Genomic DNA, 24,497 nt, shown 5'->3' with positions numbered 1-24,497 from the left:
TGGGAGCCTTTACGGCGCAATCCGCCGGATTTTGACCCTCTGATTATAGCGTTGGCGAAGCGAGCGCGGAATGACGAGGGTAGCGCAGGCTATGGCGAAAACCGAAGCCGCAACCACCCATAGCGCATCCGAATGCAACGTGGCGCCTAACACGGCGCCGCAGATTGCGCCAGTGATCATGCCGAGCCATGGCACGATCTGGATGCCCCAGTCGAGGCTGCGTTCGCCAAGAAGAAAACGCCCAATGCCGCGACCAAAACGGGAAAGGGCGCCGGTCACATAGGTGAGGCCGATCGGCAGGCCTTCAATATGCTCCACGGCGGCATTGACCATGCCCATGGCGAAAACGACGAGATAAAATTGCACGAGACCGGAAGCCTCGTCGCGCAGCAGTGCCGCAATCGCCACCAGCCCGCCCACCGCCATAAGAACCGCAAAGATGCGCCGGTCGAATTTATGCGCCACCACGATGCCGCCGGCGTTGCCCGCCACGAAGGCGACGATGGCGAAAAGCAGTTTGACGGCGTGGGAGTATATGCCTGACTCCATCGAGACTGCGGCGCGCGTCGTGTTGCCGGTCATGAAGGAAACGAAATCTCCAGAAACGTAAAGACCCACCGCATCCGTCATGCCGGCGATGAAGGAAATGGCGGCAACCAGCGCAATGCCGGTTCCGGTGCGCCTTGCCTTGATGATGTTACGACGTCTTTGTCTGGTCATGGAAAGCTCGAGAGGAAAATAGCGGGCCAATGCGGTTCCGTATCATTCTATGTGTAGGATGGCGGACGACCTTTTTGCAATCCTTCCGCAAGCGCCCAAGTGCCTCTACTTTGTCTAGACAAATCTAAAAACCCTGCCTACGATGCCTCAAATAAAGCGATAAAAAATGTCGCACAAAAATAAATCAAAAGGGGTCAGATCATGAAAAATACCTGGGTTATCGCCGCAATTGCAGCGCTTGTCTCATCCGCTTCCGCCCATGCGGAAACATCGGTGACCATCGGCATGTCCGGCTGGACTGGTTTTGCGCCGCTGACACTTGCCAAGCAGGCGGGCATTTTCGAAAAGAATGGCCTGAAGGTCGATATCAAGAAGATACCGCAGGCGAGCCGCCATCTGGCTCTCGCATCAGGTGATATCCAGTGCGCCGCCACCACGGTGGAAACATGGATCGCCTGGAACGCCAATGGCGTGAAGTCCACCCAGATTTTCCAGATGGATAAATCGCACGGTGCCGATGGTATCGCGGTGCGCAGCGACGTCTCAAAGGTCGCCGACCTCAAGGGCAAGACGATTGCTGCTTCCACACCGGGCACGTCCCCCTATTTCTTCCTTGCCTGGATCCTCAAGGAAAACGGCATGACATTGAAAGATGTGAAGGTCGTCAACCTTGAGCCGGGTCCGGCCGCGCAGGCATTCGTCGCCGGCCAGAACGATGCGGCCATGACCTATGAGCCATATCTCTCCACCGTGCGCGCCGCGCCCGACAAGGGTAAAATCCTTGCCACGACGCTGGATTATCCCGCCGTCATGGACACGTTCGGTTGCACGCCGGATTTCCTGAAGGATAATCCGCAGGCGGCGAAAGCACTGGCGGACAGCTATTTCCAGGCGCTCGACCTCATCAAGGCAGACCCCGAGAAATCCTATGCGACGATGGGCGCGGATGTGAAGCAGGCAGGCGAGGCCTTTGCGGCTTCGGCAAAGTTCCTGGAATGGCAGGACAAGGCTGCTAATCAAAAATTCTTCGAGGGTGAATTCAAGACCTTCTCTGAAAAATCGGCCGATCTGCTTCTGGAAATCGGCGTGATCAAGTCGAAGCCCGATCTTTCGACGCTCGCGGATACGACCTTCATCAAGTAACGCGCCCAGGCGGCTGCGCTCCTTGCCGGGAGTGTTGCCGCCAATGACAAACACGTATCTTCTACGTCATGAAAGGCGTGAAGGCGCTTTGAGGGCGCGGCGCAGTTGCCGCGCCAATTCTCCCAGACAGGCGACAGAATGCAACCTCTTCAACCCATCAGGAACAGTACGAGAATTGCCCTCGGCATTCTGTTCTTCGTGCTGTTTTTCTCCGCCTGGGGCCTTGCCACGCTGGGCGGCTTCGTATCGCCGACCTTTCTGGCCGACCCCATCACCATGCTGAAAGACGGCATCTATCTGCTGACCGATCAGGGCTTTGCCGGCGATATCGGCATGACGATCTGGCGTGTCGTTGGCGGTTTTGTGCTGGCATCGCTCGTCGCCGTGCCGCTTGGCATCGCCATGGGGGCGTATAAGCCGATCGAAGCGTTGCTCGAGCCCTTCGTATCCTTCGCACGCTACCTTCCCGCGTCCGCCTTCATACCGCTGCTTATTCTCTGGGCCGGTATCGGCGAAATGCAGAAACTGCTGGTGATCTTCATCGGCGCGGTCTTCCAGATCATCCTGATGGTGGCCGTGGCGGTTGCCGGCACGCGGCGTGATCTGGTGGAGGCCGCCTATACACTCGGCGCAAAAGACCGGGGTGTCGTTCGCCGTGTCCTCATTCCCGCCAATGCGCCTGACATTGCCGAAATTCTCCGCCTCGTTCTTGGCTGGGCCTGGACCTATGTCATCGTCGCCGAACTCATCGGTGCTTCCTCTGGCATCGGTTATATGATCATCAACAGTCAGGCGCTGATGGCGACCGGGCAGATCATCTTCGGCATCATCGTCATCGGTGTTATAGGCCTCATTTCCGATTTCGCGTTCAAATCGCTGAACCGGAAGCTTTTCGCCTGGAGGCTTGCCTGATGAATGAACTCGTTATCAAGGGCGTCAGCCGCACCTTTCCGGGCGTGCAGGGCGGGCAGCCGACGCTGGCTTTGCAGCCGACCAATCTGGAAATCCCGCGCAACGATTTTGTTACCATTCTCGGCCCGTCGGGCTGCGGAAAATCGACTTTGCTGCGCATCATCGCCGGGCTTGATCGTCCGACGACAGGCGAGGTCCTGCTGTCCGGCCGGGCGGTGACCGGACCGGGTGCGGATCGCGGTATGGTATTCCAGTCCTACACGCTGTTTCCCTGGCTGACGATCCGCGAAAACGTCGCCTTCGGCCTTCGCGAACGCGGCGTGGCCGAGAAGGAGAAATGGGAGATCGTTGATAGTTATATCGATAAGGTCGGCCTCAACGGTTTCGAGAACCATTGGCCGAAACAGCTGTCCGGCGGCATGCAGCAGAGAACGGCGATTGCCCGCGCCCTGGCGAACGGCCCGAAAATCCTGCTGCTCGATGAGCCTTTCGGCGCGCTCGACAATCAGACGCGCGGGCTGATGCAGGAATTGCTGCTCGGCATCTGGGAGCGCGAGCAGAAGACCGTCATTTTCGTCACCCATGACATCGAAGAAGCGGTCTTCATGGCGTCGCGTGTGGTGACCATGTCCGCAAGGCCGGGCCGCATCAAGTCGATCACGACGGTCGACCTGCCGCATCCGCGTCACTACACCGTCAAGGCCAGCCCGGAATTTTCGCAGCTGCGCGCGAAGCTGACGGAGGAAATTCGCAGCGAGGCGATCGCCGCCGCTGCTCATGGATAGTTGATCCAGCGAACCGGGAGGAGAGAAGCATCGGGATGAGGAGTACAGGTGCCGATCTTCAGGAGAAATCACTGCACGAGCGCATCCGCAACGATGTCGAGCGCCACATCATGTCGGGCGAATGGCCGCCGGGATACCGTATTCCCTTCGAACACGAGATGACCCGGCAATATGCCTGTTCGCGCATGACGGTGAACAAGGCGTTGGGTGAGTTGGTGCAGCGCGGCCTGATCGAAAGACGCCGACGCCTCGGCACCTTCGTTCGCCAGCCCCATGCGCAATCGGCCGTGCTGGAAATCCATGATATCGAGCGGGAAGTTCAGGCGCTCGGCCTCGTTTACGGATACCGTCTCGACAAGCGACGTCTGCGCCCCGCGGGTGAAAAAGACGGTGCGGCAATGGCGCTTGCCGCCGATGCCCGTGTGCTGGAACTCACCTGCACGCATTTTGCCGGCGGCGTTCCCTTTTGCCTTGAAGAACGCATTATAAATGTCACTGCCGTCCCGGAGGCGGAAGTTGCGGATTTTTCGCAGACCGGTCCGGGCACCTGGCTGTTGAAGATGGTGCCCTGGAGTGCTGCCGAACATCGCATCAGTGCTGTCTCCGCCGATCGCAAGAATGCGGTGGCGCTGGGCATCGCATCCGGTGCGGCCTGTCTGGTCATAGATCGCCGCACCTGGCACGGGACGGACTATGTTACGAGCGTTAGGGTGACCTATCCCGGCGACCGGCATGCCCTGGTGGCGCAATTTTCGCCTTCGCAAAACACCTGAAGCCACCCGAGCGGTCACTTTTTTGTAAAGAAGAGTTTGCGAGTCGTCTTTTGACAATATAATAGTTGTCAAAAGAACTCAGGTTTATTATCGGAACGTCAAGCTTTCACGACGGCATCCGTTCATGACCCCGGCTTTCAGGAACCGGCCAATCTGCGGATGAGTTCATCGACGGAAATCCGGGATAAAAATTATGTCAGCTGAGACCTCCACTTCTTCCGCATCCTTCAACAGGGCAAACAAAACACGGCACGTTTCCCTTGCTGCGGCAGTTACCCTGCTGGCCGGGCTGAGTGCCGGCGCGGTTTTAGCTCAGACAGCATCCGACCCCCAGGCCCAGCCTGCACCTCAGGCGGAAACGGTTCAGCCCGCCCAGCCGCCGGTGGAAACGCCCGCGACGCCAAGCGCTCCGGCACTTCAGCCTGTCACGCCGCCGTCCGCAACCGCACCGGAACAGCCGGCTGCCGCACCCGCCCAGCCGCAATCGAACCAGCCTGCACCCGCTCAGTCCGCATCTGAAGGTGCTGCGCCGCAGCCGACGCAGACCGAGCAGCCGCCTCAGACGAACGGAACACTTGCGCCGAACGAAGTCTCCACTCCGGTAGAGCCGGTCAGCCCCGAGCCCGCCAGCGCCCAACCTACTAGTGCCGAACATCGTGCGGATATCCCGCACAACCTGTCGCCATGGGGCATGTTCATGGCTGCAGACTGGGTCGTGAAGGGCGTGATGATCGGCCTTGCCTTTGCGTCGCTCGTCACCTGGACGGTCTGGGTGGCGAAGTCTATCGAGCTTGCGGGTGCGCGGGTGCGCGCCGGCGCAACGCTCAAGGTCATTCGCCGGGCAAAAACCCTGACTGAAGCGACCGATGCCGTCGAAAACAAGGGCGGACCGGCGGCACTCATGCTGCGCATGGCAACCCATGAAATGCAGCTTTCCGATGCTGTGGTCGAACACACGGACGGCGGTGGCATCAAGGAGCGTGTCTCCTCGGCGCTGTCGCGTATTGAAACCCATGCCGGTCGCCGCATGTCGCGCGGAACCGGTGCTCTGGCGACAATCGGCTCCACCGCTCCCTTCGTCGGCCTGTTCGGCACGGTCTGGGGCATCATGAACTCCTTCATCAGCATTTCGGAATCGCAGACCACAAACCTCGCCGTCGTGGCGCCGGGCATTGCCGAGGCGCTGCTCGCCACCGCCATCGGTCTCGTCGCCGCTATTCCGGCGGTGGTGATCTACAACGTCTTTGCCCGCTCCATCACCGGTTACCGTCATCTGCTGGCGGATGCCGCCGCTGGCGTGGAGCGCCTCGTCAGCCGCGATCTCGATTTCCGCCGCATTCCGCCGGGCAGCACCAGCAAGCCCGCAGTGTCGCTGGTTGGACGGTGATCGGTCATGGCTGGCGGTATTCGCGAAAATAGCGGAGACGATCTCTCCGAAAACCACGAGATCAACGTTACGCCCTTCATCGACGTGATGCTGGTTCTGCTCATCATCTTCATGGTGGCTGCGCCGTTGGCCACGGTGGATGTGAATGTCGATCTCCCCGCATCCACCGCCAAGCCGGCGGAGCGTCCGGAAGAACCGCTTTATCTGACGGTCAAGGACGATCTCTCGCTCAACCTCGGCAATGATGTCGTTGCCCGGGAAGCACTGGCGGCCGCAATCGACAGGCAGACGGGCGGCAAGAAGGATACGCGCATTTTCCTGCGCGCCGACAAGGCCGTTGACTACGGTCACTTCATGGAAATCATGAACCTGCTCAGGGATGCCGGTTACCTGAAGATCGCCCTGGTGGGTCTGGAAAATGTCGGTGCGGCGTCGTCGCCCGCCAATGCCGCCCAACCTGCCGCGCCGACGGCGCCAGGAACCGCGCCATGACTGAAAACGGCTACCCGCAGTCCCGACATTCCCGTCTGGGGGAAGTGACGCTGTGGTCCGCCGCGGCGCTGCTCATGCTGAGCGTTCATGCCGGTTTTGCCTATTATCTGATGCAGGAACCGGAAGAACTCGATGCCGGCGGGCCGCCGCCAGCCGCGATCATGATCGAAATGGCGGCGATACCGGAAGCCGTCAACACCGAAGAAACGACGCCGGCGCAGGATGTCGAGGACGCCGAAGAGGTAAAAAGCGACAACAGCCAGCCGATGGAGGAACCTACCCCGGAGGAGCCGCCGCCACCGGAGCCGGTTGCGGAAACGCCGCCGCCGGAACCCGTGCAGCCGCCGGAACCGCCGGTTGAGGAGATTGTCGAGCCGCAGGAAATTCCTGAACCGGTGGAGCAGATCGACCCCGTGCAGGAACAGATGATGGCGGAACTCGAAAATATCGAGGTTCCCTTGCCTGTCATTCGGCCGCCACCGCCGCCCGTTGAAAAGAAGGTCGAAAAGAAAGAACCGGAAGAGAAAAAGAAGGTCGAGCGCCAGCGCCCCAAACCGCAGCAGGCCTCGGAATTGCGTGAAACGGCGAAGGCCGAGGCGCAGCAGTCCGACAGGACGGCGGCATCACGGAACAATGCCGGTTTCTTTTCTTCGTCTTCCGCCTCACCGGCGAAGTGGGGATCGAAGGTTCGCTCACATATCCAGCGGCGCAAGCCACGTTCGCTTCGCAGTGATGCAATGACGGCAACGGTGCGGTTCAGGGTCAATGATGCAGGCGCGATCAGCGGGGTCAGCGTGGTCCAGTCTACCGGCGATTCCTCAATCGACCAGCAGATTGCGGCCTGGATCCAGAGCGCGTCACCCGTGCCTGCTCCGCCTCCGGACGCAAGCAAGACGATCACGCTGCCAATCAGCATCCGCTAGAACCCGCTTAAATCAAATGGACATGTCCACTATTCCTCACGCGCCGATCCGTTTGCGCGTGAATAAGATTTCGCGAATGTTTTCGATGGTGTAGGTCTTGTCGACATTACCAAGCAGAGGCATTCCGGAATGAAATTCTCAATCGCAGAGGCGGAGGATCTCGTATCCTCAATCTTTGAGCGCAACGGCGTTCTGCCGCAGAACGCCCGCTCGGTCGCGAAGGCGCTCGTCGCATCCGAAGCTGCCGGCCAGAGCGGTCACGGTTTTCGCCGTATCCCCGTTTATGTCCGCCAGGCGCGGGTGGGAAAAGTTGATGGCAAGGCGCGGCCGGTGGTGACACGCGTGAAGCCGGGTGTCGTGTCCATCGACGCCAACCACGGCTATGCCTATCCGGCGATTGATTGCGCGCTGGAGCAGTTGCCTGAAATGGCCCGGCAGCAGGGCATTGCACTTGCCGCCATCCATCGTTCCCATCACGCCGGCGTCATGGCATTAACTGTCGAACGTTTTGCCGAGATGGGTCTTGTCGCGCTGATGTTCGCCAATGCACCAGCATCCATGGCTCCGTGGGGTGGCAACAAACCCCTCTATGGCACCAATCCGATCGCATTCGCTACCCCGGTTGGCGACGCCGATCCTCTGGTGATCGATCTGGCGCTTTCCAAGGTCGCGCGCGGAAAGATCATGGCGGCCCGACAGAAGGGCGAGACTATTCCGGGAGACTGGGCGCTTGACAGGAACGGCCGGCCAACCACCGATCCTGAAGAAGCCATCGAGGGAACCATGGTGCCCGCAGGCGAGGCAAAAGGTGCCGCACTGGCGCTGATGGTGGAAATCATGGCTGCCGCGCTGACCGGCGGAAATTTCGCGTTCGAAGCATCTTCCCTTCTGGATGACAAGGGTGCGCCACCGTCGCTTGGCCACACGATTATCGCCATGGACCCGGTATCCTCGGGTGGTGCAGTCTTTACTGAACGACTGGCGCTCATCGCCGGCGAGATAGAAAAGCAGGAGAATGTGCGTTTGCCCGGCCGCCGTAGCCAGGGCGTTCGCCGGCAGGCGCTGGAAAGCGGCATCGTCGTCGAAAGCGATATTCTCGCTGAAATCCAGTCGCTTTAAACAGTTGTAAAATGAAAAACCCGGCGGACCTGATGATCCGCCGGGCAAACCGTTTATGGCCGCTTTGCATTTGCGTCGATATGGACCGGAAATCATTTCCGGTCCGCTTTTGGTCCGCCATCCCGCCATCGAAATGAGGGGATTTTGACGCAGAAAGCCGCTCATCCGGTTTCGGCTTACGGGAAGGGGACGTTTCCACATAAGCCTCTGGAGCGAAAAACTTAGATATCCTGCTCGATCAGGCCACGCAGCAGCGCAATGCTGACGGCATTCAGCAGATTGGTGGCACCCAGCCGGTTACGCACCACTTCCAGCGCGTCCTTCACCTCTGCCTCGGTCGCACCGGTCACAAGGGCGATGTGGGAGGGATGTTTACCCCGCGCCACCAGTCCCAGATAGTGCCGTTCCCGGTCCGACAGGGCGATCTCGCGCGTCTGGCGATGTTCATGCGGCGTTTTTAAAGACATGTTCTTTCTGCCTCAAAAGAGATTGACCTTCCCGGCGGTGCGATCAGGTAATAATTTCGTTCCCTGAGGGCCGCCCGCGAACGTTCTGTCTGCACGCGAACGGAAACGTCAGTTTCGCCAATAGGTTTCATCTGGCATCAGGAATATGCAATAACGGCTACTTTCGCAGCCAGCCGGCCCCGCCTCGACGTTGTTCCTGGGCATGGGGAACGCTGCCACACTGATATTTGCAAAACCGGGCTCGGTTCTGGGTCAGAACAATGTGCAGATTCAAAGCTTTGGAATGTTTTCCGTCACACCCGAAGGGCCACGCGGCGCTCTAATAGGCGATATACTGCGCCGATAGAATAACATCTCGCGCCAAGTTTTACGTTTTTAGTGTTATGTTTCGGCACAGGAGCCGGACGAAGCCGACATAATTCTGAATTTTAATGTGTAATTTCGAAATATTGGTGCTGGAAATCTGTACTATCCGGCGGAATGATGCGCATGTTTTTTGCGAATATCCGTCGGCGTTGCCCCAAACCAGCGCGAAACGGAACGCGAAAACGCACCGGGCGTCGAATAGCCCAGTCGATAGCTTATGTCGGAAACCGAAAGGTCGCTTTCCACCAGCAACTTGAAGCCGGCATTTTTGCGTATGGCGTCTTTTATCTCGTTGAGATTGGTGCCAAGTTCGGCAAGCCGCCGCTGAAAACTCCGTTCGGAAAGATTGAAGTAGGGTGCGATTTCGCCAAGCGAAAGCTCCGCATCCGACAGCCGCATCTGCATATACCGTTTTACCTGATCGATGAAATGTGTTGCATCCGCTGATGTTTCCGGTCGCAGCATCCGGCATTGCAGGTTCATCAGTTCGAACAGCCGCTCATCTGCGTTTGGATTGGCCACGTCGAGGAGCGATACAGGAAGACGCATCGTGTGGATCGCCTGGGAGAAGCTGATTCGCTTGGTCATTCTTTCTTTAAATATCTGAATATTATTCGGTTTCTGCCGCTCCAGACCGATTTCGACCTGATTGATGCGCTCACCCAGAATATCGCGAAGGCGCTGGATCAGAACTGTCAGGGATAGATCCACATATTGATCACGCTTGGCGATAACAGGCGCAAAGGACCAGGAAAGCGTTACATGCGCGGTATCCGCAACCATGGTGAAATTGCTGTTGTTGGTCGCGTAATAAACGTGGTCCTGAAGAAACCGCAGGAAAGCCCGCACCGTCGGCGCGCTGATCAGGCCGTAACCAAATGCGCCGGATGCGCCGGCCGGAAAGGCGGAGGCGCATTGCAGACCAAAGGCATCGTCACCGGAAATCAAGGCGCAGGTTTCGAGCAATCGGCATAATCTGTCGAGGCTGATGCGTTCCGTCAGACTGTCGAAAGTGGCGGGATCAATATCGAGAGCCTTACAGATGGGGACGATATCGATGCCCCGCGACCGCGCATAGTTGCTAACGCCGGCGGCCAGACCAGCCACCACAGTTATCTCGTCACTGACCCTCTTTTCGGGCATCCCTCGCCTTGGCGTACCATGTTTGGAAATTGTCGCTTGATGGTAAGCTTTGCGCGGCCATTTGTCGAGCAGTCCAAGCCGATTTTAAGATCGGTCGGGGCCGGCGCTTTGTTCCAGCACCCGCATGATGGTCTTGCCCGCATCTTCGATCGCGCCGCTATTATCGACCGTCGTCACGTCAAAGTCTCCGACGACGGTAAGCGAGCTGCGTTCCAGGCGCCGCAGAATATCCTCGCGGCTTTCCCGACCGCGCTGTTCCAGCCGCCGCGCCAGCACCTCCGGTCGGGCGACGATGTTCACCACCCTGAGGCGGGAAAAGGCGGAGCTGAACTCAGGCAAGGCCGAGCGGGAGCCGTTGGCGATGACCACGTCTCCCGCCTCAAGCTGGTGATAGACCGCAGCCGGAATGCCATATTTCAGCCCATGCGCCTGCCAGGAGACGGCGAATGCGCCCTCTTCCTGCAGCCGGTTGAACTCCTGCATCGAAACGGCATCGTGATTTTCGCCGCCCGCATCACCGCTGCGGGTAATGACCCGGCGGGTGAAGTGGAAGCCGCGCCGCCCGGACAATTGCGTTGCCGCATAGTCCATCAGCGTATCCTTGCCGGCCCCGCTCGGGCCGACAACCACGATCATCGTGCCAGGCGTTTTCTCGCGCCGGCTGTCTTCTCCGTTGCCGGTCATGCCACGCGCTTGCCCTGACGCCAGACCGAGCGGGTGACGGGCACGCCATCTTCGCGGTGAACCCGAACCAGATCGGCCCGCAATCCCGTCGCGATACGGCCGCGATCAAGAAGACCAACCGTCCGAGCTGGCGTCACAGTGACCATACGGAGCGCTTCCGGCAGGGTGATGGCTTCCACCTGATCAGCGAGCAGGAACGGTGCGAAAAGCAGGCTGAACGGCACGTAATCGGAAGAAAGAACATCCAGCACACCGATTTCGGCGAGATCGCGGGCGGCGATGTTGCCGGAGTGGGACTTGCCGCGAACGATGTTCGGAGCGCCCATCAAGACACTCATGCCGGCGCTGTGCGAGGCTTTTGCAGCCTCGACGCTGGTGGGGAATTCCGCCAGTTTCACGCCGTGGCCGATGGCTTCGCCCACATGTGCTTCGGTGGCGTCGTCATGGCTTGCGACGGTGATGCCGCGCTTGGCGCAGCTGGCGGCCAGATAATCACGGTGCTTGGCGGAATATTCAGCCGATGCGGCCTGCCGCCGGCGCACGAACTCGGCAAAAGCCTCGTCGCTCAATCCGCGTTTCTTCTGATAATAGAAGATATATTGGTCCATCGACTGGAACTGGCGCTGACCCGGGGAGTGATCCATCAGCGAAATCAGCCGCACGCGCGGATCGGTTTCGAAGTCTTCGAAATGTTCCAGCACATCGGCGGAAGCGACCTCACAGCGCAGATGCAGCAGGTGATCGGCGCGCAGGCGGTTCTGATCCGCCGCCGCCTCGATGGCATCAGCCATTTCCCGCATCTCGCCCTTTTTGAAACCGCCATCCTCGTCCGAGCCGAGCCGCAGGCAATCGAACACGGTGGTGATGCCTGATGACGCAACCTGTGCATCATGGGCCTGAATGGCGGCGATCTTATCCCAGATCACGCCGGGGCGCGGTGAGTAGTGCTGTTCCAGATGGTCGGTATGCAGTTCCACCAGACCCGGGATCAGAAAATCGCCTTCGAGATCTTCTCCGGTTTTGGAGGCGCCTTCGCTGATATCAGCAATCTTGCCGTCACGGATCAGAACGGATCCCAGAATAATATCGTCTTCTAAAACGATACGGGCATTGGACAGGGCGTGCTCGGTCATGGGGTCGCATCTTTCTTTGGCTGCTGGCCAAGCGGGTGCCAGCGGTGAACGGTAAAGGGCGCGCCGCGCGTTTCTTCAATGAACAAAGCGAGGCCGGAAATGGTGAGAGGCTGATCGACGAATTCGGCAAAACGCGCCGAAAGCACCTCATGCATGGCGGGCTGGTCGCCCTCGTCGATACGGCCGGTCAGCGTCATGTGAAAACGGAAGTCGTCCATGACATGCGGATAACCCCAGAGCGACAGATTCTGCCGCTGGCTTTCCGTCAGCATTTGTGGCCGCCGGCGGGCAATATCGGTCTCGGAAAGAGGCGCGCGAAACCGGTCGAAATGGTCGACGATCTCGGCGGCAAAATCCTGCAGCGGCTGGTAGGTCCGGTCTGGAATCAGCGCGAAAAACGGCCCGAGAGCGCCAACGACGACACGCGGAATATCGAAGGCCGACTGGCTTGCGGCAAAACCTTCGACAGCGGCGAGAAGCTCGGCCTCGCTGTATTTTTCGGCAAGCTCGAAAGGGGCTTTCAGGGTTGCGTGGAAACCGTAACGGCGGGGTTCTTCCGTCGTTTCCGCATAGGCGTCATGGTCATCATGCAGCGTACCGGAAAATGCATTGCGCCCAAGCCAGCGCGACGCTGCTTCAGTCAGCGGATGATCTTTAGCCGGAGAAAAATAGATGGCGTAGCGCACGGCAAGCACTCTTCAGTGTCATGGAAAACCATGGGATGAGAAGCTATTTGGCGTGACTCGCCCGCTTCCCGCAAGGTCAGGAGTGCGAGGTAATCGCTTTCCGTGACAGAATGATGATGCAGATGGAAAAAAGCACATTCGAAATGCGGTTAAGCCCCCGCACGCACCTTTGGGGCGCCCGGACCTCGGGGTGAATGCGTCAGGGACAAAAAACCGTCTTTGGGCGGGTGGTTTTATGGGGCGGGGAAAGGAAAGCCGTTACGGCCTTCGCATACAATCCCGCCCCTTTTAATGGCCTAGTGTTGCGTTTTTCCGATCAGGCGCGAACGCAGCGAATTGGAGATATGGTCGAACAGGAAAACGACGAAGAGGATGAGCAAAACCATATAGGCAACCTTGTCCCAGTCGGCATTGGTACCCATCGCTTCCAGCAGCTTCAGGCCGATACCGCCCGCACCCACCGCACCGATGATCGTGGCGGAGCGGGTGTTGCTTTCCCAGAAATAGAGCGACTGGGAAATGAAGACCGGCAGCACCTGCGGAAGCACGCCGAAACGATTGACGGCAATCGGGGATGCACCGACCGATTTGACGCCCTCGCGCTGCTTGTCATCGACATTCTCCAGCGCCTCGGCATAGACCTTGCCGAGCGCTCCGGTATCGGTGAAGAAGATCGCGGCAATGCCGGGGATCGGTCCGGGACCGAAGCTGCGGGTGAAGAACAGCGCCCAGATCAGCATGTCGATCGAACGCAGGAAGTCGAACAGGCGTTTCATGCCCCAGTTGGCGGCCCTGTTGGCAGTGATATTGCGGGCGGCGATGAAGGCGAGCGGTAGGGCAACGAGCGTGCCGAACAGCGTACCCACAAAAGCCATGACCAGCGTCTGCATCAGCTTGGAAAGAATATCCGCATGCTGCCAGACGCTGTTATCGAGGAAATCATCGCCCATATGGCTGATATTGGAGCGCTCGGGATCGAGCCTTTCTCCCCACAGCGCCAGAGCCGCGAGTTCGCCATATCCTTTGCCCCAGAATTCCGACTTGGTGTCGAACAGGAAGTTTGCCCATCCGAGGAAACGGCGCTGTACATAGACCTGACTGGTGCGGATTTCCGCCTGTCCGGCAAAACCATAATGGACGAGAACCTTGTTGCCGTCCTGCTGGATTTCTGCCGGCAGTTCCTCAGGCGCCCGCGCCTGCTCGCCATTGATGATGACGGGATAGTTCTTGCCGTCGACATAGACATCCACCCGGGTCGGCGTCACGTCGAGGCGGTTTTCCATGCCCGCATAAACCACGCTGTAGCCGCCATCCGGAAGAGGCTGCAGCCAGTCGATCTTTGAGTCGACCGGATATTGCCCGCGGCTCGACCATTGCGGCGCTACTTTGCCATCTTCGAAGCGCAGGCGCGGCTGGGCACGCCAGGAATACCAGTCCTGAATATAGCTTGAGGCACGATCCCAGCGGCCTTGCATGAAAGCCGGCCCGACGTTGAAGAAGAAAAAGCAGCTGATGAGATAAATGACGGCAGCGAGAATACCGACCAGCAGACCGTAACGCTGCATGAAGCCGCGTTTGAAAATCGCGGGATGCGCGGCCGTCAGCCTTTCGCGCTCGGCAGTGTTGAGAATGAAGCTGGAGGACATCAGGCCGCTCCCCGTCCGAATTCGAAGGATTGATGGCCGATCAGTCTGCGGCGCAGCCAGCTGGAAAACTGGTCGACGGCGATGATGGTGATCAGCAGCAGGATGATGATGGCATAGGTCTTGGAGGCGTGATCGTTGCCGATCGACAGCCGGAACACCTCGCCGATGCCGCCGCCGCCGACCGCACCGATGATGGTGGAGGCGCGCACGTTGATTTCGGCGCGCAGCAGCGCGTAGGAGACGAAATTGGGCAGAACCTGCGGCACGATGGCGAAGCGAACGCGCTCCAGCCAGTTGGCGCCGGATGCGCGAAGGCCTTCATCCGGCTTCATGTCGGCATTTTCCACCACTTCGAAGAACAGCTTCCCCAGAGCGCCGATCGTGTGGACTGAAATCGCGATGATCGCGGCAATTGGGCCGATCGAGAGAATGGCGGTCAGCAGCCCGGCGACGACGATTTCCGGAAAGGCGCGCAGGACTTCCATGACCCGGCGAACGACCCAGCGCACGATCCCCGCACCGACGAGATTGGTCGAGGCGAAGAAGCAGAGCACGAAGGCAAAGCTGGTGCCGATGATTGTCGAGACCAGCGCGATATTGAGCGTGATGATCAACTGATAGATGAAGTGCGGGATGTAAAAGCTGTCGGTGACGTAAACACGATCCGCGACGTAGTTATATTTCAGCGAACCATTCGCATAGGGCGACGGCAGGTCGAACATCGCCCGGAAGATTTCAAGCGGACTGTCCGGCACGAAGGTTTTCATAAAGTCGAAGAAATAGGGCAGGCGCTCGAAAAACTTGCCTGAATTGGCCGCGTTGGCGAAATTCAGTGAAGCGGCGAGGATGACGAGGAAGATCACGAGCGAAATGACGGTATAAATCCGCCTTGTCGCAAGCTGCTGTTGATAATGACGCATGACCGTTTGGGACGATGCGCTCAATCCCTTGGTCGATGGGGTGCCATGATGCAGTGTGGTCGCCATGCCGCTTTTCCTTTATTGGCAAAAGCGGCGGCGCCGCAAGGCACCGCCGCTTCCGAGTATGATCGCAGGATCAGCCGCCGATAACGGACTTACGGGCGTCGATGATCGTCTGGTAGAAGGACGGGTCGACCTTGATGTAAGCAGTGTTCTTGCCCTGGGTGAAACCCTGGAAGCAGGCGAGGTCTTTCTTCGGCAGTTCCATGAAGAAGTCTTCCACCTTCTGCTTCATGGTGTCGCCGAGCTTGTTGGTGACCATGAGCGGGCCGTTCGGGATCAGCGGCGACTTCCAGACTTCGACGATATCGTCCATGTCGAGGTTGCCCTTCTTGACCATCTGGTAGAGGTTGCCGGCCGTGTAGCCTTCTTCCCACTTGCCGACGCCCGAACCGAAGGTCGTGCCAACGTCGAACTTCTTGTCGAGAACGGCGAGAACGAGGTTTTCATGACCGCCACCGAAGCCGGTTTCGGAGAAGTATTCCTTCACCGGAGTGCCGGTTTCCTTCGGGATAGCCACGTTCGGGACGAGGAAGCCAGAGGTGGAGTCAGGATCGGCAAAGCCGATCTTCTTGCCCTTGGCGTCTGCCAGCGTCTTGATGCCGCTGTCTTTGCGGGCAACCATGATCGTGTAATAACCGGTCGAACCGTCAGCGCCAGCCGTCGTCAGGATCGGGTCAACGGCCTTCGGATCGGCGAGAGCGATCTTGGCGTAGGAGGAAGCGCCCATGGAGGCGATGTCAATGGTGCCGCCGAGCAGACCCTGGATGACGCCGTTATAGTCCGGCGACGGGAAAACCTGAACTTCGGAAACGCCGGTCGCAGCCTTGAGGCCATCGGCAACGCACTTCGTGTTGCGGATCTGGTCGGCTTCGTTTTCCGAACCGTCGAGACCGATACGCAGGACCTTGACGTCCTGAGCCATGGCGGAACCGGCCAGAACGCCAAGGGCGACTGCCGAAAGAAGGATTTTCTTCAACATGGACTTTCTCCTGTTTCCCGGCGAGCCGGAGTTTGTTGTGAAGTACCGGCCCTTGACGCGGGCACAAACGATGCTGAGCGGTTCCTCAGAGCCCGGCGAGAGCGAGCGGTTCGGGACCGGCAGATTGATGCACCGGACGTGCGGGAAGCTGCGCGCCGGGAATGTTGATGCTGGTCGAGGTCATGGTCTCGTCAATGCCGGAGCCTTGAGAATCGGTTCCGTAAATCTCCGTGACGGCCGCAGCGGTCAGCTCCGCCGGCGTTCCGTCGAAGACGACGCGGCCCTGCGACATACCGATGATGCGTTCGCAATAATTGCGCGCCGTATCCAGCGTGTGCAGATTGGTGATGACGGTGATGCCTTCGCGCTCGTTGATGTCGCGCAGCGCGTCCATCACAATCTTGGCATTGAGGGGATCGAGCGAGGCGATTGGCTCGTCGGCCAGAACCATCTTCGGAGACTGCATCAGGGCGCGAGCGATGGCCACGCGCTGCTGCTGGCCACCGGAAAGCGTGCCCGCAGCCTGCATGGCCACATGTTCGATGCCGAGCCGCTCAAGGGCAGCGATCGCCATCAGACGCTCATCATTGGTGAAGATATTAAACAGGCTGAGCGCCGTCGAACGGTGGTTGAGACGGCCGAGCATGACATTGGTGAGCACGTCAAGGCGCGGCACCAGATTGAACTGCTGGAAGATCATGGCGCAGTCGCGCTGCCAGTTGCGCAGCGCCGCACCCTTCAACGACGAAACTTCCATGTCGTTGAAATGGATGGAACCCGAGGAGGGATCGACGAGGCGGTTGATCATGCGCAGCAGCGTCGATTTGCCGGCGCCCGAGCGTCCGATCACGCCGACCATCTGCCCCTGCGGTATCTCGACATTCACGGCATCGACCGCAGTGTGGTTGCCGAAACGGCGCGTGACTTGCTTCAGGTGAAAGCTCATTTCCCCGTCCAATCTTCTTATGACGGGGTTCGACCTAACAGCGGTCCATGAACTGTGAGTGTCAGTTTAATGAAGAAAATATTACAGAATTCGCAGATACGACATCCTGGGGTTCGCCGACAAACCTTTCGTCAGGCATGTCATCAGCCGGGCATATCTGGAGCCGACAAACAGAAATCCCGGGACGTGGCCCCGGGATTTGCAATCGCTTCGGTATGAGCGGAGTTCATCCACCGTATTTCGCCACGAAATCCTCGGCGGTGAGCGCGCGGAAATCATCGAGTGCGCCGCGCAGTCTGGCATGGTCCCAATTCCACCAATTCAGATCGTCCATGCGCCGGCCAAGCTCCGCCGGAAAACGCTCACGGATCAGCCGGGCGGGCACGCCACCGACGATGGTATAGGGCGCGACATCTTTCGATACGACCGCGCCAGCCCCGATTACCGCACCGTTTCCAACCGTCACACCGGGCAGGATGGTTGCGCCATGGCCGATCCACACGTCGTGGCCGATCACCACGCGCTTGGCGCGGCGGGCAGCGAAGAAGTCCGTTTCATCCTCGGCGTCGTCCCAGTAGCTGCGGGCGCGGTAGGTGAAATGGTGCAACGTCGCCCGCTGCATCGGGTGATTGGTGGCGTTGATGCGGACGGAGGCGGCGATATTGACGAATTTGCCGATGGTGGCGCACCAGATCGCGCCGTCCTGCATGACATAGGAGTAATCGCCCATCTCGACCTCCTCAAGGCGGCAGCGCTCCGAAACCTCGGTATAGCGGCCGATCGAGGAATTGGTGACACGGGCGGTGTCGTGAATGACAGGTTCGAGACCGACCTTGACACTCATGCCGCTGCCTTCCGGGGAGAGAATTGCGAGACGTCGAGAATGCGGTCGGCAACGGCTTCCCGCACTTCCTCGTCGTGGAAGATACCCAGCAACGCCGTGCCTTTCGCTTTTTTCTCGATGATCATGTCAACGACCACCCGCCGGTTGGCGGCATCCAGCGATGCCGTTGGCTCATCGAGAAGCAGGATCGCATGATCGGTGATGAAGCCGCGCGCAATGTTGACGCGCTGCTGCTCGCCGCCCGAAAAGGTCGCCGGCGGCAGGGACCACAGTTCGCGCGGCAGGTTGAGTTTCGACAGCAGCATGGCCGCCTGCTCGCGCGCCTCCTCGGCGGCAACCTTGCGCGCGAAGAGCGGTTCGGCGACGACGTCGATTGCCGGAACACGCGGCACGGTGCGCAGGAACTGGCTGACATAACCGATGGTGCGATGGCGAATTTCGAGGATCGTGCGCGGCGAGGCATTGCCGATATCAACGACTTGATCCTGGTGGCGGATGAGAATCTGCCCGCTGTCGATGGCGTAGTTGCCATAGAGCATTTTCAGGATCGAGCTTTTGCCGATACCCGAAGGGCCGCCGAGCACGACGCATTCGCCGCCGGAAACGGAGAAATTGACATCGCGCACGACCGGCAACTCGATGCCGTCGCGCAGATGCATGGTGAAGCTTTTGAAAACTTCCGAAACGATAAGGGGCGTCGCCATGGCGTCAAACCTGCAAAATGGAGGAAACAAGCAATTGCGTGTAGGGCTCGCGCGGATCGTCCAGCACCCGGTCGGTGAGACCATGCTCAATGACGTCGCCGCCCTTCATCACCATCATGCGGTGAGACAGCAGTCGTGCCACCGCCAGATCATGGGTGACGACGACGACGGCAAGGCCGAGATCGTTGACGAGACCGCGCACCAGATCGAGCAGGCGCGCCTGCACGGAGACATCGAGGCCGCCTGTCGGTTCGTCCATGAAGACGAGGCGCGGTGAGGTGACAAGATTGCGGGCGATCTGCAGGCGCTGGCGCATGCCGCCGGAAAAGGCGCGCGGCTGATCGTCGATACGGTCGGTGCCGATTTCCACCCGTTCCAGCCACTCGCTGGCCGATTGGCGAATGTTACCGTAGTGCCGGTTGCCCACAGCCATCAGCCGTTCGCCGACATTGGCGCCGGCCGACACCGCCATACGCAACCCGTCCGCCGGATTCTGGTGCACGAAACCCCAGTCGGTCCGCATCAGGAAACGCCGTTCGGCCTCGCCCATGTGGTAGAGATCACGCACCGAGCCGTCGCGCATGCGATATTCCACGCTGCCCGCCGTTGGCATCAGCCGGGTGGAAATGCAGTTGAGGAGGGTGGTCTTGCCCGAACCGGATTCACCGACAATGGCCAGAACCTCGCCCGGGTAGAGTTCAAAGGAAACGTTGCGGCAACCGGCGCGGTCGCCGTAATATTTGGAAACGTCCCGGACTTTCAAAAGCGGTGCGTCGCTCATTCTGCGGCCTCCTTCACATCCGCAAGCAGGTGGCCCTTGTGGCCATGGGCGCGGCGGTCCTCGCAATGGTCGGTATCGGAGCAGACGAACATTCGTCCGCCCTTGTCATCAAGCACCACCTCGTCCAGATAGACGTTCTCGCCGCCACACAGCGCGCAGGGCTTGTCGAAGCGCTGGATTTCAAACGGATGGTCCTCGAAATCGAGGCTCACGACGTCAGTATAGGGCGGTACGGCGTAAATGCGTTTTTCGCGTCCTGCGCCGAACAGTTGCAGGGCGTCCGACATATTCATTTTCGGATTGTCGAATTTCGGCGTCGGCGAGGGGTCCATTACATAACGCCCGGCAACCTTTACCGGATAGGCATAGGTGGTGGAGATGCGGCCGTTGCGGGCGATGTCCTCGTAAAGCTTGACGTGCATCAGGCCGTATTCCTCCAGCGCATGCATGACGCGGGTTTCGGTCTCGCGCGGCTCGAGGAAGCGTAACGGTTCGGGGATGGGAACCTGATAGACCAGAACCTGTCCCGAATGCAGCTCTTCTTCGGGAATGCGGTGCCGCGTCTGGATGATGGTCGCGTCCCCGGTGCGGGTGGTGACGGCAACATTCGCCACCTTCTGGAAAAAGGCACGAATGGACACCGCATTGGTGGTGTCGTCGGCTCCCTGATCGATGACCTTCAGGACATCATTGGGACCGAGGATGGAGGCCGTCACTTGCACGCCGCCGGTGCCCCAGCCATAGGGCATGGGCATTTCACGGGAAGCGAAGGGAACCTGATAACCGGGAATGGCAATGGCCTTCAGGATCACCCGGCGGATCATCCGCTTGGTCTGTTCGTCCAGATAGGCGAAGTTGTAGGCAGCCAGCCCGTCGTCAAATGAAACTTCTTTAAGCATTGCGCGTTAACCTTGCGAAAAAAGGAGTACAAGCTCATGGAGATTGGAATTCTTGCAGCCGTGTTTTTTGCTGTGTTTGCAGCATCGACCGTCTTTTGCGCTTACTGGTTTGGGGAGCAGCACAGCCGCTGAGCTATTCGGCTGCATCGCCCATCCATTCCGCGCCATCAGTATTGATCGCCTCGAAATCGGCGCGCATCTTCCTGACCAGACCGAGTTCGGCCTGAAAATCCACATAATGCGGCAGCTTCAGATGTTCGACGAAACCCGTCGCCTGCACATTGTCTGCATGTGAGATGACGAATTCCTCATCCTGCGCCGGGGCGACGACATCTTCGCCGAATTCACCGGCGCGAAGCGCGCGATCCACCAGCGACATGGCCATCGCCTTGCGTTCGCTCTGGCCGAACACCAGCCCGTAACCGCGGGTGAATTGCGGTGGCGCCTTGGCAGAACCCTTGAACTGGTTGACCATCTGGCATTCGGTGACCTTGATATCGCCAAGCGAGACGGCAAAGCCGAGTTCGGGAACATCCAGCTCCACTTCAACATCACCGATGCGGATTTCACCGACGAAGGGATGCGTGCGGCCGTAACCGCGTTGCGTCGAATAGGCGAGTGCGAGAAGAAAGCCCTCGTCACCGCGCGCCAGCGATTGCAGGCGCAGGTCGCGTGGCATCGGAAACTCCATCGGCTCGCGCGTCAGATCGCCGGCAACATGATCGTCAGGCATATCGCCATCGCTTTCGATCAGCCCTTCTTCCGCCAGAATGTCGGAAACCCGCATGACATAATCCGGTTCGCCTTCACGAATGGCAGCGGTTTCGACAACCTCGTCCTCGAGGAGCGAGGGATCGAGCAGACGATGGGTATAATCGAAGGTCGGCCCCAGCAATTGCCCGCCCGGCAAATCCTTGTAGGTCGCGGAAACGCGTCGCTGCACCGTCATGTCAGCCGTATTGACCGGCAGCGAATAGCCGAACCGCGGCAACGTGGTGCGATAGGCGCGCAGCAGGAAGATGGCCTCGATCATGTCACCGCGCGCCTGCTTGACGGCAAGGGCTGCAAGCGACTGGTCGTAAAGCGAGGCTTCCGCCATGACGCGGTCGACCGCGAGTGAAAGCTGCGAAACGATCTGCGCCACGGTCATGGTGGGCAGGCCACGGTCTCCGCGCCTTTTGTCGGCCAGAAGTCGGTGGGCGTTGGCGATGGCGGTTTCGCCGCCTTTGACAGCAACATACATCTTATGCCTCCACGGATTTAATGCGCGTCGTGCGCGGCAGGCAGACGAATTTGTCGGCGCAGGTCAAAATGACATCAACGCCGCGCGGGAAAATGGCGTTGTTCTCCGCCCAGAGCCTCGGAAATATCTCCGGCAGGCCGGAAGGGCTGATGATATTGATGTGGCGGATGCCGGGGCCGGACAGTGACAACTCCTGTCCGCCATCAAGATCGGGCAATTCGATGATGACCGTCGTCGAACGGTCGGGATATTCCTGGCTTCCCTGAGCGAAGAGGCCGAAGGAGGCGATGGTGCTGCCCGCCTCGATCACGGCGAACTGCGCAGCACCCTTTTCTTCCGTCGCAATCGCGCCGGTGTGAAACCCAACCCAACCCGGCACGGCAGTTTTTCGCAGCGTGCTGCTCAGCCAGACCGGCGTGTCGTGGTCGCAAAGCGCCAGCAGAACCGCACCCGTTGCAGTGGCAAGCGGCGCCGGCGGGGCGACTGCGGTTTCGATCGTCTGCGGTGTGCCCGGACGGGCCATGCCGTCCATCAGCTTTTTAAAAACCCGTTGGGAATCGAAGACGGCGTCGGAAAAGCCGCCCGTCAATGCTTCGGCTTTGACACCCATCAATCTTCTCCTCGAACCATGGTGAAGAAATCGACCCGCGTGGCGGCGGTCTCTTTTGTTTTCCGCTGCTTTTCTTCGGCCAGTCTTTTTTCGACCGGCGAGAGAAGCTCGGCTTCGATGAAGTCGCGGGTGGGGTTTTCCTGCCAGAGCGCGTCGAAAACGGCCGCGTACCAGGCCTTCTTGCGGCCGGTACCGAGAACATGCGCATGGCCGACAGTGCCGGAAGCAAGCTTGATCGTCGCGCGGGTAACAGTGGTTTCACCCAGGTTGAAAGGCGCGCCGCCGCCGCCGATACGGCCCTTGACCATGACGAGGCCGGTTTCCGGTCCGCGCATATTTTCCGTTTGCGGGCTGGCGTCCTGCCGGTTCCAGACCGCCTCAAGTTCCTGAACGGTAGCGCGGGCAAGAAGTGCCGCCACCCGCTTCCTTTCCGTCTGTATATTCGCAGCTTCGTTATTCATCGCTTGACCTCTAATGTCTATTGATATAGACAACTATACAATATAAGTTACAATTAACGTCGATGAATGACAAGCGTGTGACATGAGCTCTGCAGCAGCAATGAAAAGAAAGAACGGCGTAGCGCTCTGGCGGCAAATCGCCGACCGGATCAGAGGCGAGATTGCAGCGGGCGATCACGATGAAACCGGCATGTTGCCGCCTGAAATGACGCTGGCCGAAAAATTCGGCGTCAACCGCCACACCGTCAGAAGCGCCATTGCCGCATTGGCGAGTGAAGGCATCCTTGAGCCGAGGCAAGGGCGTGGCACGATGATCGCTCGCAAGGAACGGCTGAGTTTTCCGATTTCGCTGCGGACGCGGTTCACGGCAGGCATCGGCGATCAGGTGAAGGAAATGGAGGCGCTGCTTCTTTCCCACACGACCGAGCCGGCCACCGCCGATCTCGCAACGCGGTTGCAATTACCCGCCGGTGCACCGCTCGTGCGTCTGGAGACCCTGCGCAAGGCCGACACCCGGCCGGTGTCCCGTTCAACCACGTGGTTTCCGGCGGATCGTTTTGCCGGAATAGGCGATGCCTATCAGAAAAGCGGCTCGATCACGGCTGCTTTCAAGGCGCTCGGCGTGGCAGACTACGTGCGCATCTCGACCGTCATTTCAGCCAGCCACGCCGATACGCAGGATCTGGCCGATCTCGAGCTGTCGCCGGGCGCGATCCTGCTTGTCACTCAGGCGCTGAATGCCGATATGGATGGCGTGCCGGTGCAATATGCCGTCAGCCGATTTTCGGCCGATACCGTCGAATTCACGGTCGAAAATTAGGGTACGGGCTTACTCCGCCTGTGAAAGGCCGAGCACATCCAGCATGGAATAGAAGCCCGGCTTCTTGTCTAAAGCCCAGACGGCCGCCGTAATCGCACCGCGCGCGAAAATGGAGCGGTCTCCGGCATAGTGGGACAGCTCGACGCGTTCGCCCTCGCCGGCGAAGATCACCGAATGTTCACCGATCACCGAGCCGCCGCGCAGCGTGGCGAAACCGATGGTGCCGGTCTCCCGCGCACCCGTATGTCCGTCGCGCACGCGCACGGAAGAGGTGGTGAGATCGACCTTGCGGCCGGCGGCTGCCGCTTCGCCCAGCAAAAGCGCGGTCCCGGAAGGCGCGTCTACCTTGTGCTTGTGGTGCATTTCCAGGATCTCGATATCCCAGTTTTGCGCATCCAGCGCCTGCGCCGCCTGCTGCGTCAAAACGCTGAGCAGGTTGACGCCGAGGCTCATATTGCCTGACTTGACGATGCGTGCATGGCGCGCCGCCGCCTTGAATTTGTCCTCATCTTCCGGCGAGCAGCCGGTGGTGCCGATGACATGCACGATGCGGGCCTGCGCGGCGAGACCGGCAAAGGTGACGCTGGTTGCCGGTGAGGTGAAATCGATCACCCCTTCGGCATGCAGGAAGGCCTGCAACGGATCGCTGGTGATTTCGATGCCGATCGGGCCGAGACCGGCAATCTCGCCGGCATCGCGGCCGACAAAGGCGGAGCCCTCGCGTGCGACGGCGGCATGCAGCATCACGCCGGGTGTCTGGTGAATGAGGCGGATCAGTGCCTGTCCCATGCGGCCCGCCGCGCCGACCACCACCAGTTTCATGCCGCTGCTGCCCATGTTTTCACTCA

At 59.6% G+C, this 24,497-nt stretch carries 27 protein-coding genes; 9 read left to right on the top strand and 18 right to left on the bottom strand.

Features of this window, described 5'->3' with window-relative positions; genetic code table 11:
- Positions 1 to 9: 9 nt before the first annotated feature.
- Entirely contained in the window at positions 10 to 720 is a 711-nt protein-coding gene (locus DXT96_RS14520; protein WP_153515301.1) for a YoaK family protein, read from the bottom strand.
- A 201-nt stretch (positions 721 to 921) separates the two neighbouring features.
- On the opposite strand from DXT96_RS14520, the gene DXT96_RS14515 reads away from it, so the two are divergent.
- The 8 genes from DXT96_RS14515 (at position 922) to DXT96_RS14480 (ending at position 8,254) form a co-directional block, all read left to right on the top strand.
- Positions 922 to 1,863: an ABC transporter substrate-binding protein gene (locus DXT96_RS14515; RefSeq protein WP_153515300.1), complete on the top strand. Its 942-nt coding sequence runs from the start codon at positions 922 to 924 to the stop codon at positions 1,861 to 1,863.
- 138 nt (positions 1,864 to 2,001) lie between these two features.
- Positions 2,002 to 2,775: an ABC transporter permease gene (locus tag DXT96_RS14510; RefSeq protein ID WP_149898245.1), complete on the top strand. Its 774-nt coding sequence runs from the start codon at positions 2,002 to 2,004 to the stop codon at positions 2,773 to 2,775.
- The gene (locus tag DXT96_RS14505; protein WP_149898246.1) at positions 2,775 to 3,560 is read left to right on the top strand and encodes an ABC transporter ATP-binding protein; all 786 of its coding nucleotides are present in this window, start codon (positions 2,775 to 2,777) and stop codon (positions 3,558 to 3,560) included. The genes DXT96_RS14510 and DXT96_RS14505 overlap by 1 nt, the downstream gene beginning before the upstream one ends.
- A gap of 35 nt (positions 3,561 to 3,595) precedes the next feature.
- On the top strand, positions 3,596 to 4,333 hold the full coding sequence (gene hutC, locus DXT96_RS14500) for a histidine utilization repressor (protein ID WP_149898247.1): 738 nt from the start codon (positions 3,596 to 3,598) through the stop codon (positions 4,331 to 4,333).
- Positions 4,334 to 4,526: 193 nt separating this feature from the next.
- Positions 4,527 to 5,720, top strand: coding sequence for a tonB-system energizer ExbB (exbB, locus tag DXT96_RS14495; RefSeq protein ID WP_194287644.1), 1,194 nt, complete (start codon positions 4,527 to 4,529; stop codon positions 5,718 to 5,720).
- 6 nt (positions 5,721 to 5,726) lie between these two features.
- The gene (gene exbD / locus DXT96_RS14490; protein WP_149898248.1) at positions 5,727 to 6,212 is read left to right on the top strand and encodes a TonB system transport protein ExbD; all 486 of its coding nucleotides are present in this window, start codon (positions 5,727 to 5,729) and stop codon (positions 6,210 to 6,212) included.
- Complete coding sequence (locus DXT96_RS14485) at positions 6,209 to 7,135, top strand: TonB family protein (RefSeq protein ID WP_149898249.1); 927 nt, start codon at positions 6,209 to 6,211, stop codon at positions 7,133 to 7,135. The genes exbD and DXT96_RS14485 overlap by 4 nt, the downstream gene beginning before the upstream one ends.
- Positions 7,136 to 7,264: 129 nt before the next feature.
- Positions 7,265 to 8,254, top strand: coding sequence for an Ldh family oxidoreductase (locus DXT96_RS14480; RefSeq protein ID WP_153515299.1), 990 nt, complete (start codon positions 7,265 to 7,267; stop codon positions 8,252 to 8,254).
- 221 nt (positions 8,255 to 8,475) lie between these two features.
- Here the strand turns inward: DXT96_RS14480 and DXT96_RS14475 are convergent, their stop codons facing one another.
- From DXT96_RS14475 to phnG, 16 genes are all read right to left on the bottom strand, one after another.
- Positions 8,476 to 8,721 (bottom strand): LuxR C-terminal-related transcriptional regulator, encoded by a 246-nt coding sequence (locus tag DXT96_RS14475; protein ID WP_046799167.1) that lies wholly within the window; start codon positions 8,719 to 8,721, stop codon positions 8,476 to 8,478.
- Between the two features lie 468 nt (positions 8,722 to 9,189).
- Positions 9,190 to 10,230, bottom strand: a complete 1,041-nt coding sequence (locus DXT96_RS14470; RefSeq protein ID WP_153515298.1) for an AraC family transcriptional regulator — start codon at positions 10,228 to 10,230, stop codon at positions 9,190 to 9,192.
- Positions 10,231 to 10,314: 84 nt separating this feature from the next.
- Positions 10,315 to 10,914, bottom strand: a complete 600-nt coding sequence (gene phnN, locus DXT96_RS14465; RefSeq protein ID WP_194287643.1) for a phosphonate metabolism protein/1,5-bisphosphokinase (PRPP-forming) PhnN — start codon at positions 10,912 to 10,914, stop codon at positions 10,315 to 10,317.
- Positions 10,911 to 12,047, bottom strand: a complete 1,137-nt coding sequence (locus tag DXT96_RS14460) for an alpha-D-ribose 1-methylphosphonate 5-triphosphate diphosphatase (protein ID WP_149898252.1) — start codon at positions 12,045 to 12,047, stop codon at positions 10,911 to 10,913. Before DXT96_RS14460 ends, phnN begins: the two co-directional genes overlap by 4 nt.
- A complete protein-coding gene (locus tag DXT96_RS14455) occupies positions 12,044 to 12,742 on the bottom strand; it encodes a DUF1045 domain-containing protein (protein WP_371418866.1) in 699 nt (232 codons plus the stop codon). The genes DXT96_RS14460 and DXT96_RS14455 overlap by 4 nt, the downstream gene beginning before the upstream one ends.
- Before the next feature lie 287 nt (positions 12,743 to 13,029).
- Positions 13,030 to 14,379 (bottom strand): phosphonate ABC transporter, permease protein PhnE, encoded by a 1,350-nt coding sequence (gene phnE / locus DXT96_RS14450; protein WP_153515297.1) that lies wholly within the window; start codon positions 14,377 to 14,379, stop codon positions 13,030 to 13,032.
- Positions 14,379 to 15,365: a phosphonate ABC transporter, permease protein PhnE gene (phnE, locus tag DXT96_RS14445; protein ID WP_149898255.1), complete on the bottom strand. Its 987-nt coding sequence runs from the start codon at positions 15,363 to 15,365 to the stop codon at positions 14,379 to 14,381. Before phnE (DXT96_RS14445) ends, phnE (DXT96_RS14450) begins: the two co-directional genes overlap by 1 nt.
- 70 nt (positions 15,366 to 15,435) lie before the next feature.
- Complete coding sequence (phnD, locus tag DXT96_RS14440; RefSeq protein ID WP_153515296.1) at positions 15,436 to 16,341, bottom strand: phosphonate ABC transporter substrate-binding protein; 906 nt, start codon at positions 16,339 to 16,341, stop codon at positions 15,436 to 15,438.
- A gap of 85 nt (positions 16,342 to 16,426) precedes the next feature.
- Entirely contained in the window at positions 16,427 to 17,287 is an 861-nt protein-coding gene (gene phnC / locus DXT96_RS14435) for a phosphonate ABC transporter ATP-binding protein (protein WP_153515295.1), read from the bottom strand.
- A 226-nt stretch (positions 17,288 to 17,513) separates the two neighbouring features.
- Entirely contained in the window at positions 17,514 to 18,131 is a 618-nt protein-coding gene (locus tag DXT96_RS14430) for a DapH/DapD/GlmU-related protein (RefSeq protein WP_153515294.1), read from the bottom strand.
- Positions 18,128 to 18,835, bottom strand: a complete 708-nt coding sequence (gene phnL, locus DXT96_RS14425; protein ID WP_149898259.1) for a phosphonate C-P lyase system protein PhnL — start codon at positions 18,833 to 18,835, stop codon at positions 18,128 to 18,130. Before phnL ends, DXT96_RS14430 begins: the two co-directional genes overlap by 4 nt.
- A 4-nt stretch (positions 18,836 to 18,839) precedes the next feature.
- Complete coding sequence (gene phnK, locus DXT96_RS14420; RefSeq protein ID WP_003524419.1) at positions 18,840 to 19,616, bottom strand: phosphonate C-P lyase system protein PhnK; 777 nt, start codon at positions 19,614 to 19,616, stop codon at positions 18,840 to 18,842.
- Complete coding sequence (locus DXT96_RS14415; RefSeq protein ID WP_153515293.1) at positions 19,613 to 20,515, bottom strand: alpha-D-ribose 1-methylphosphonate 5-phosphate C-P-lyase PhnJ; 903 nt, start codon at positions 20,513 to 20,515, stop codon at positions 19,613 to 19,615. The genes phnK and DXT96_RS14415 overlap by 4 nt, the downstream gene beginning before the upstream one ends.
- Positions 20,516 to 20,648: 133 nt before the next feature.
- Positions 20,649 to 21,758, bottom strand: a complete 1,110-nt coding sequence (locus tag DXT96_RS14410) for a carbon-phosphorus lyase complex subunit PhnI (protein WP_153515292.1) — start codon at positions 21,756 to 21,758, stop codon at positions 20,649 to 20,651.
- 1 nt (position 21,759) lies between these two features.
- Positions 21,760 to 22,368 carry a phosphonate C-P lyase system protein PhnH gene (phnH, locus tag DXT96_RS14405; protein ID WP_174374071.1) on the bottom strand — a complete coding sequence of 203 codons (609 nt, stop codon included), beginning with the start codon at positions 22,366 to 22,368 and terminating at the stop codon, positions 21,760 to 21,762.
- Positions 22,368 to 22,829: a phosphonate C-P lyase system protein PhnG gene (phnG, locus tag DXT96_RS14400; protein ID WP_153515291.1), complete on the bottom strand. Its 462-nt coding sequence runs from the start codon at positions 22,827 to 22,829 to the stop codon at positions 22,368 to 22,370. The genes phnH and phnG overlap by 1 nt, the downstream gene beginning before the upstream one ends.
- Positions 22,830 to 22,911: 82 nt before the next feature.
- Between phnG and phnF the strand changes: the two genes are divergently transcribed.
- Positions 22,912 to 23,649, top strand: coding sequence for a phosphonate metabolism transcriptional regulator PhnF (gene phnF / locus DXT96_RS14395; protein WP_153515290.1), 738 nt, complete (start codon positions 22,912 to 22,914; stop codon positions 23,647 to 23,649).
- Positions 23,650 to 23,658: 9 nt separating this feature from the next.
- On the opposite strand, the gene dapB is transcribed toward phnF, so the two are convergent.
- Positions 23,659 to 24,486 carry a 4-hydroxy-tetrahydrodipicolinate reductase gene (gene dapB, locus DXT96_RS14390; protein ID WP_153515370.1) on the bottom strand — a complete coding sequence of 276 codons (828 nt, stop codon included), beginning with the start codon at positions 24,484 to 24,486 and terminating at the stop codon, positions 23,659 to 23,661.
- Positions 24,487 to 24,497: the final 11 nt, after the last annotated feature.

Source organism: Agrobacterium sp. ICMP 6402, assembly GCF_009498615.1.
Taxonomy (GTDB): Bacteria; Pseudomonadota; Alphaproteobacteria; order Rhizobiales; family Rhizobiaceae; genus Agrobacterium; species Agrobacterium burrii.
Note: the sequence above shows the minus strand (reverse complement) of the source record. Positions and strands in the feature narration are given on the sequence as shown.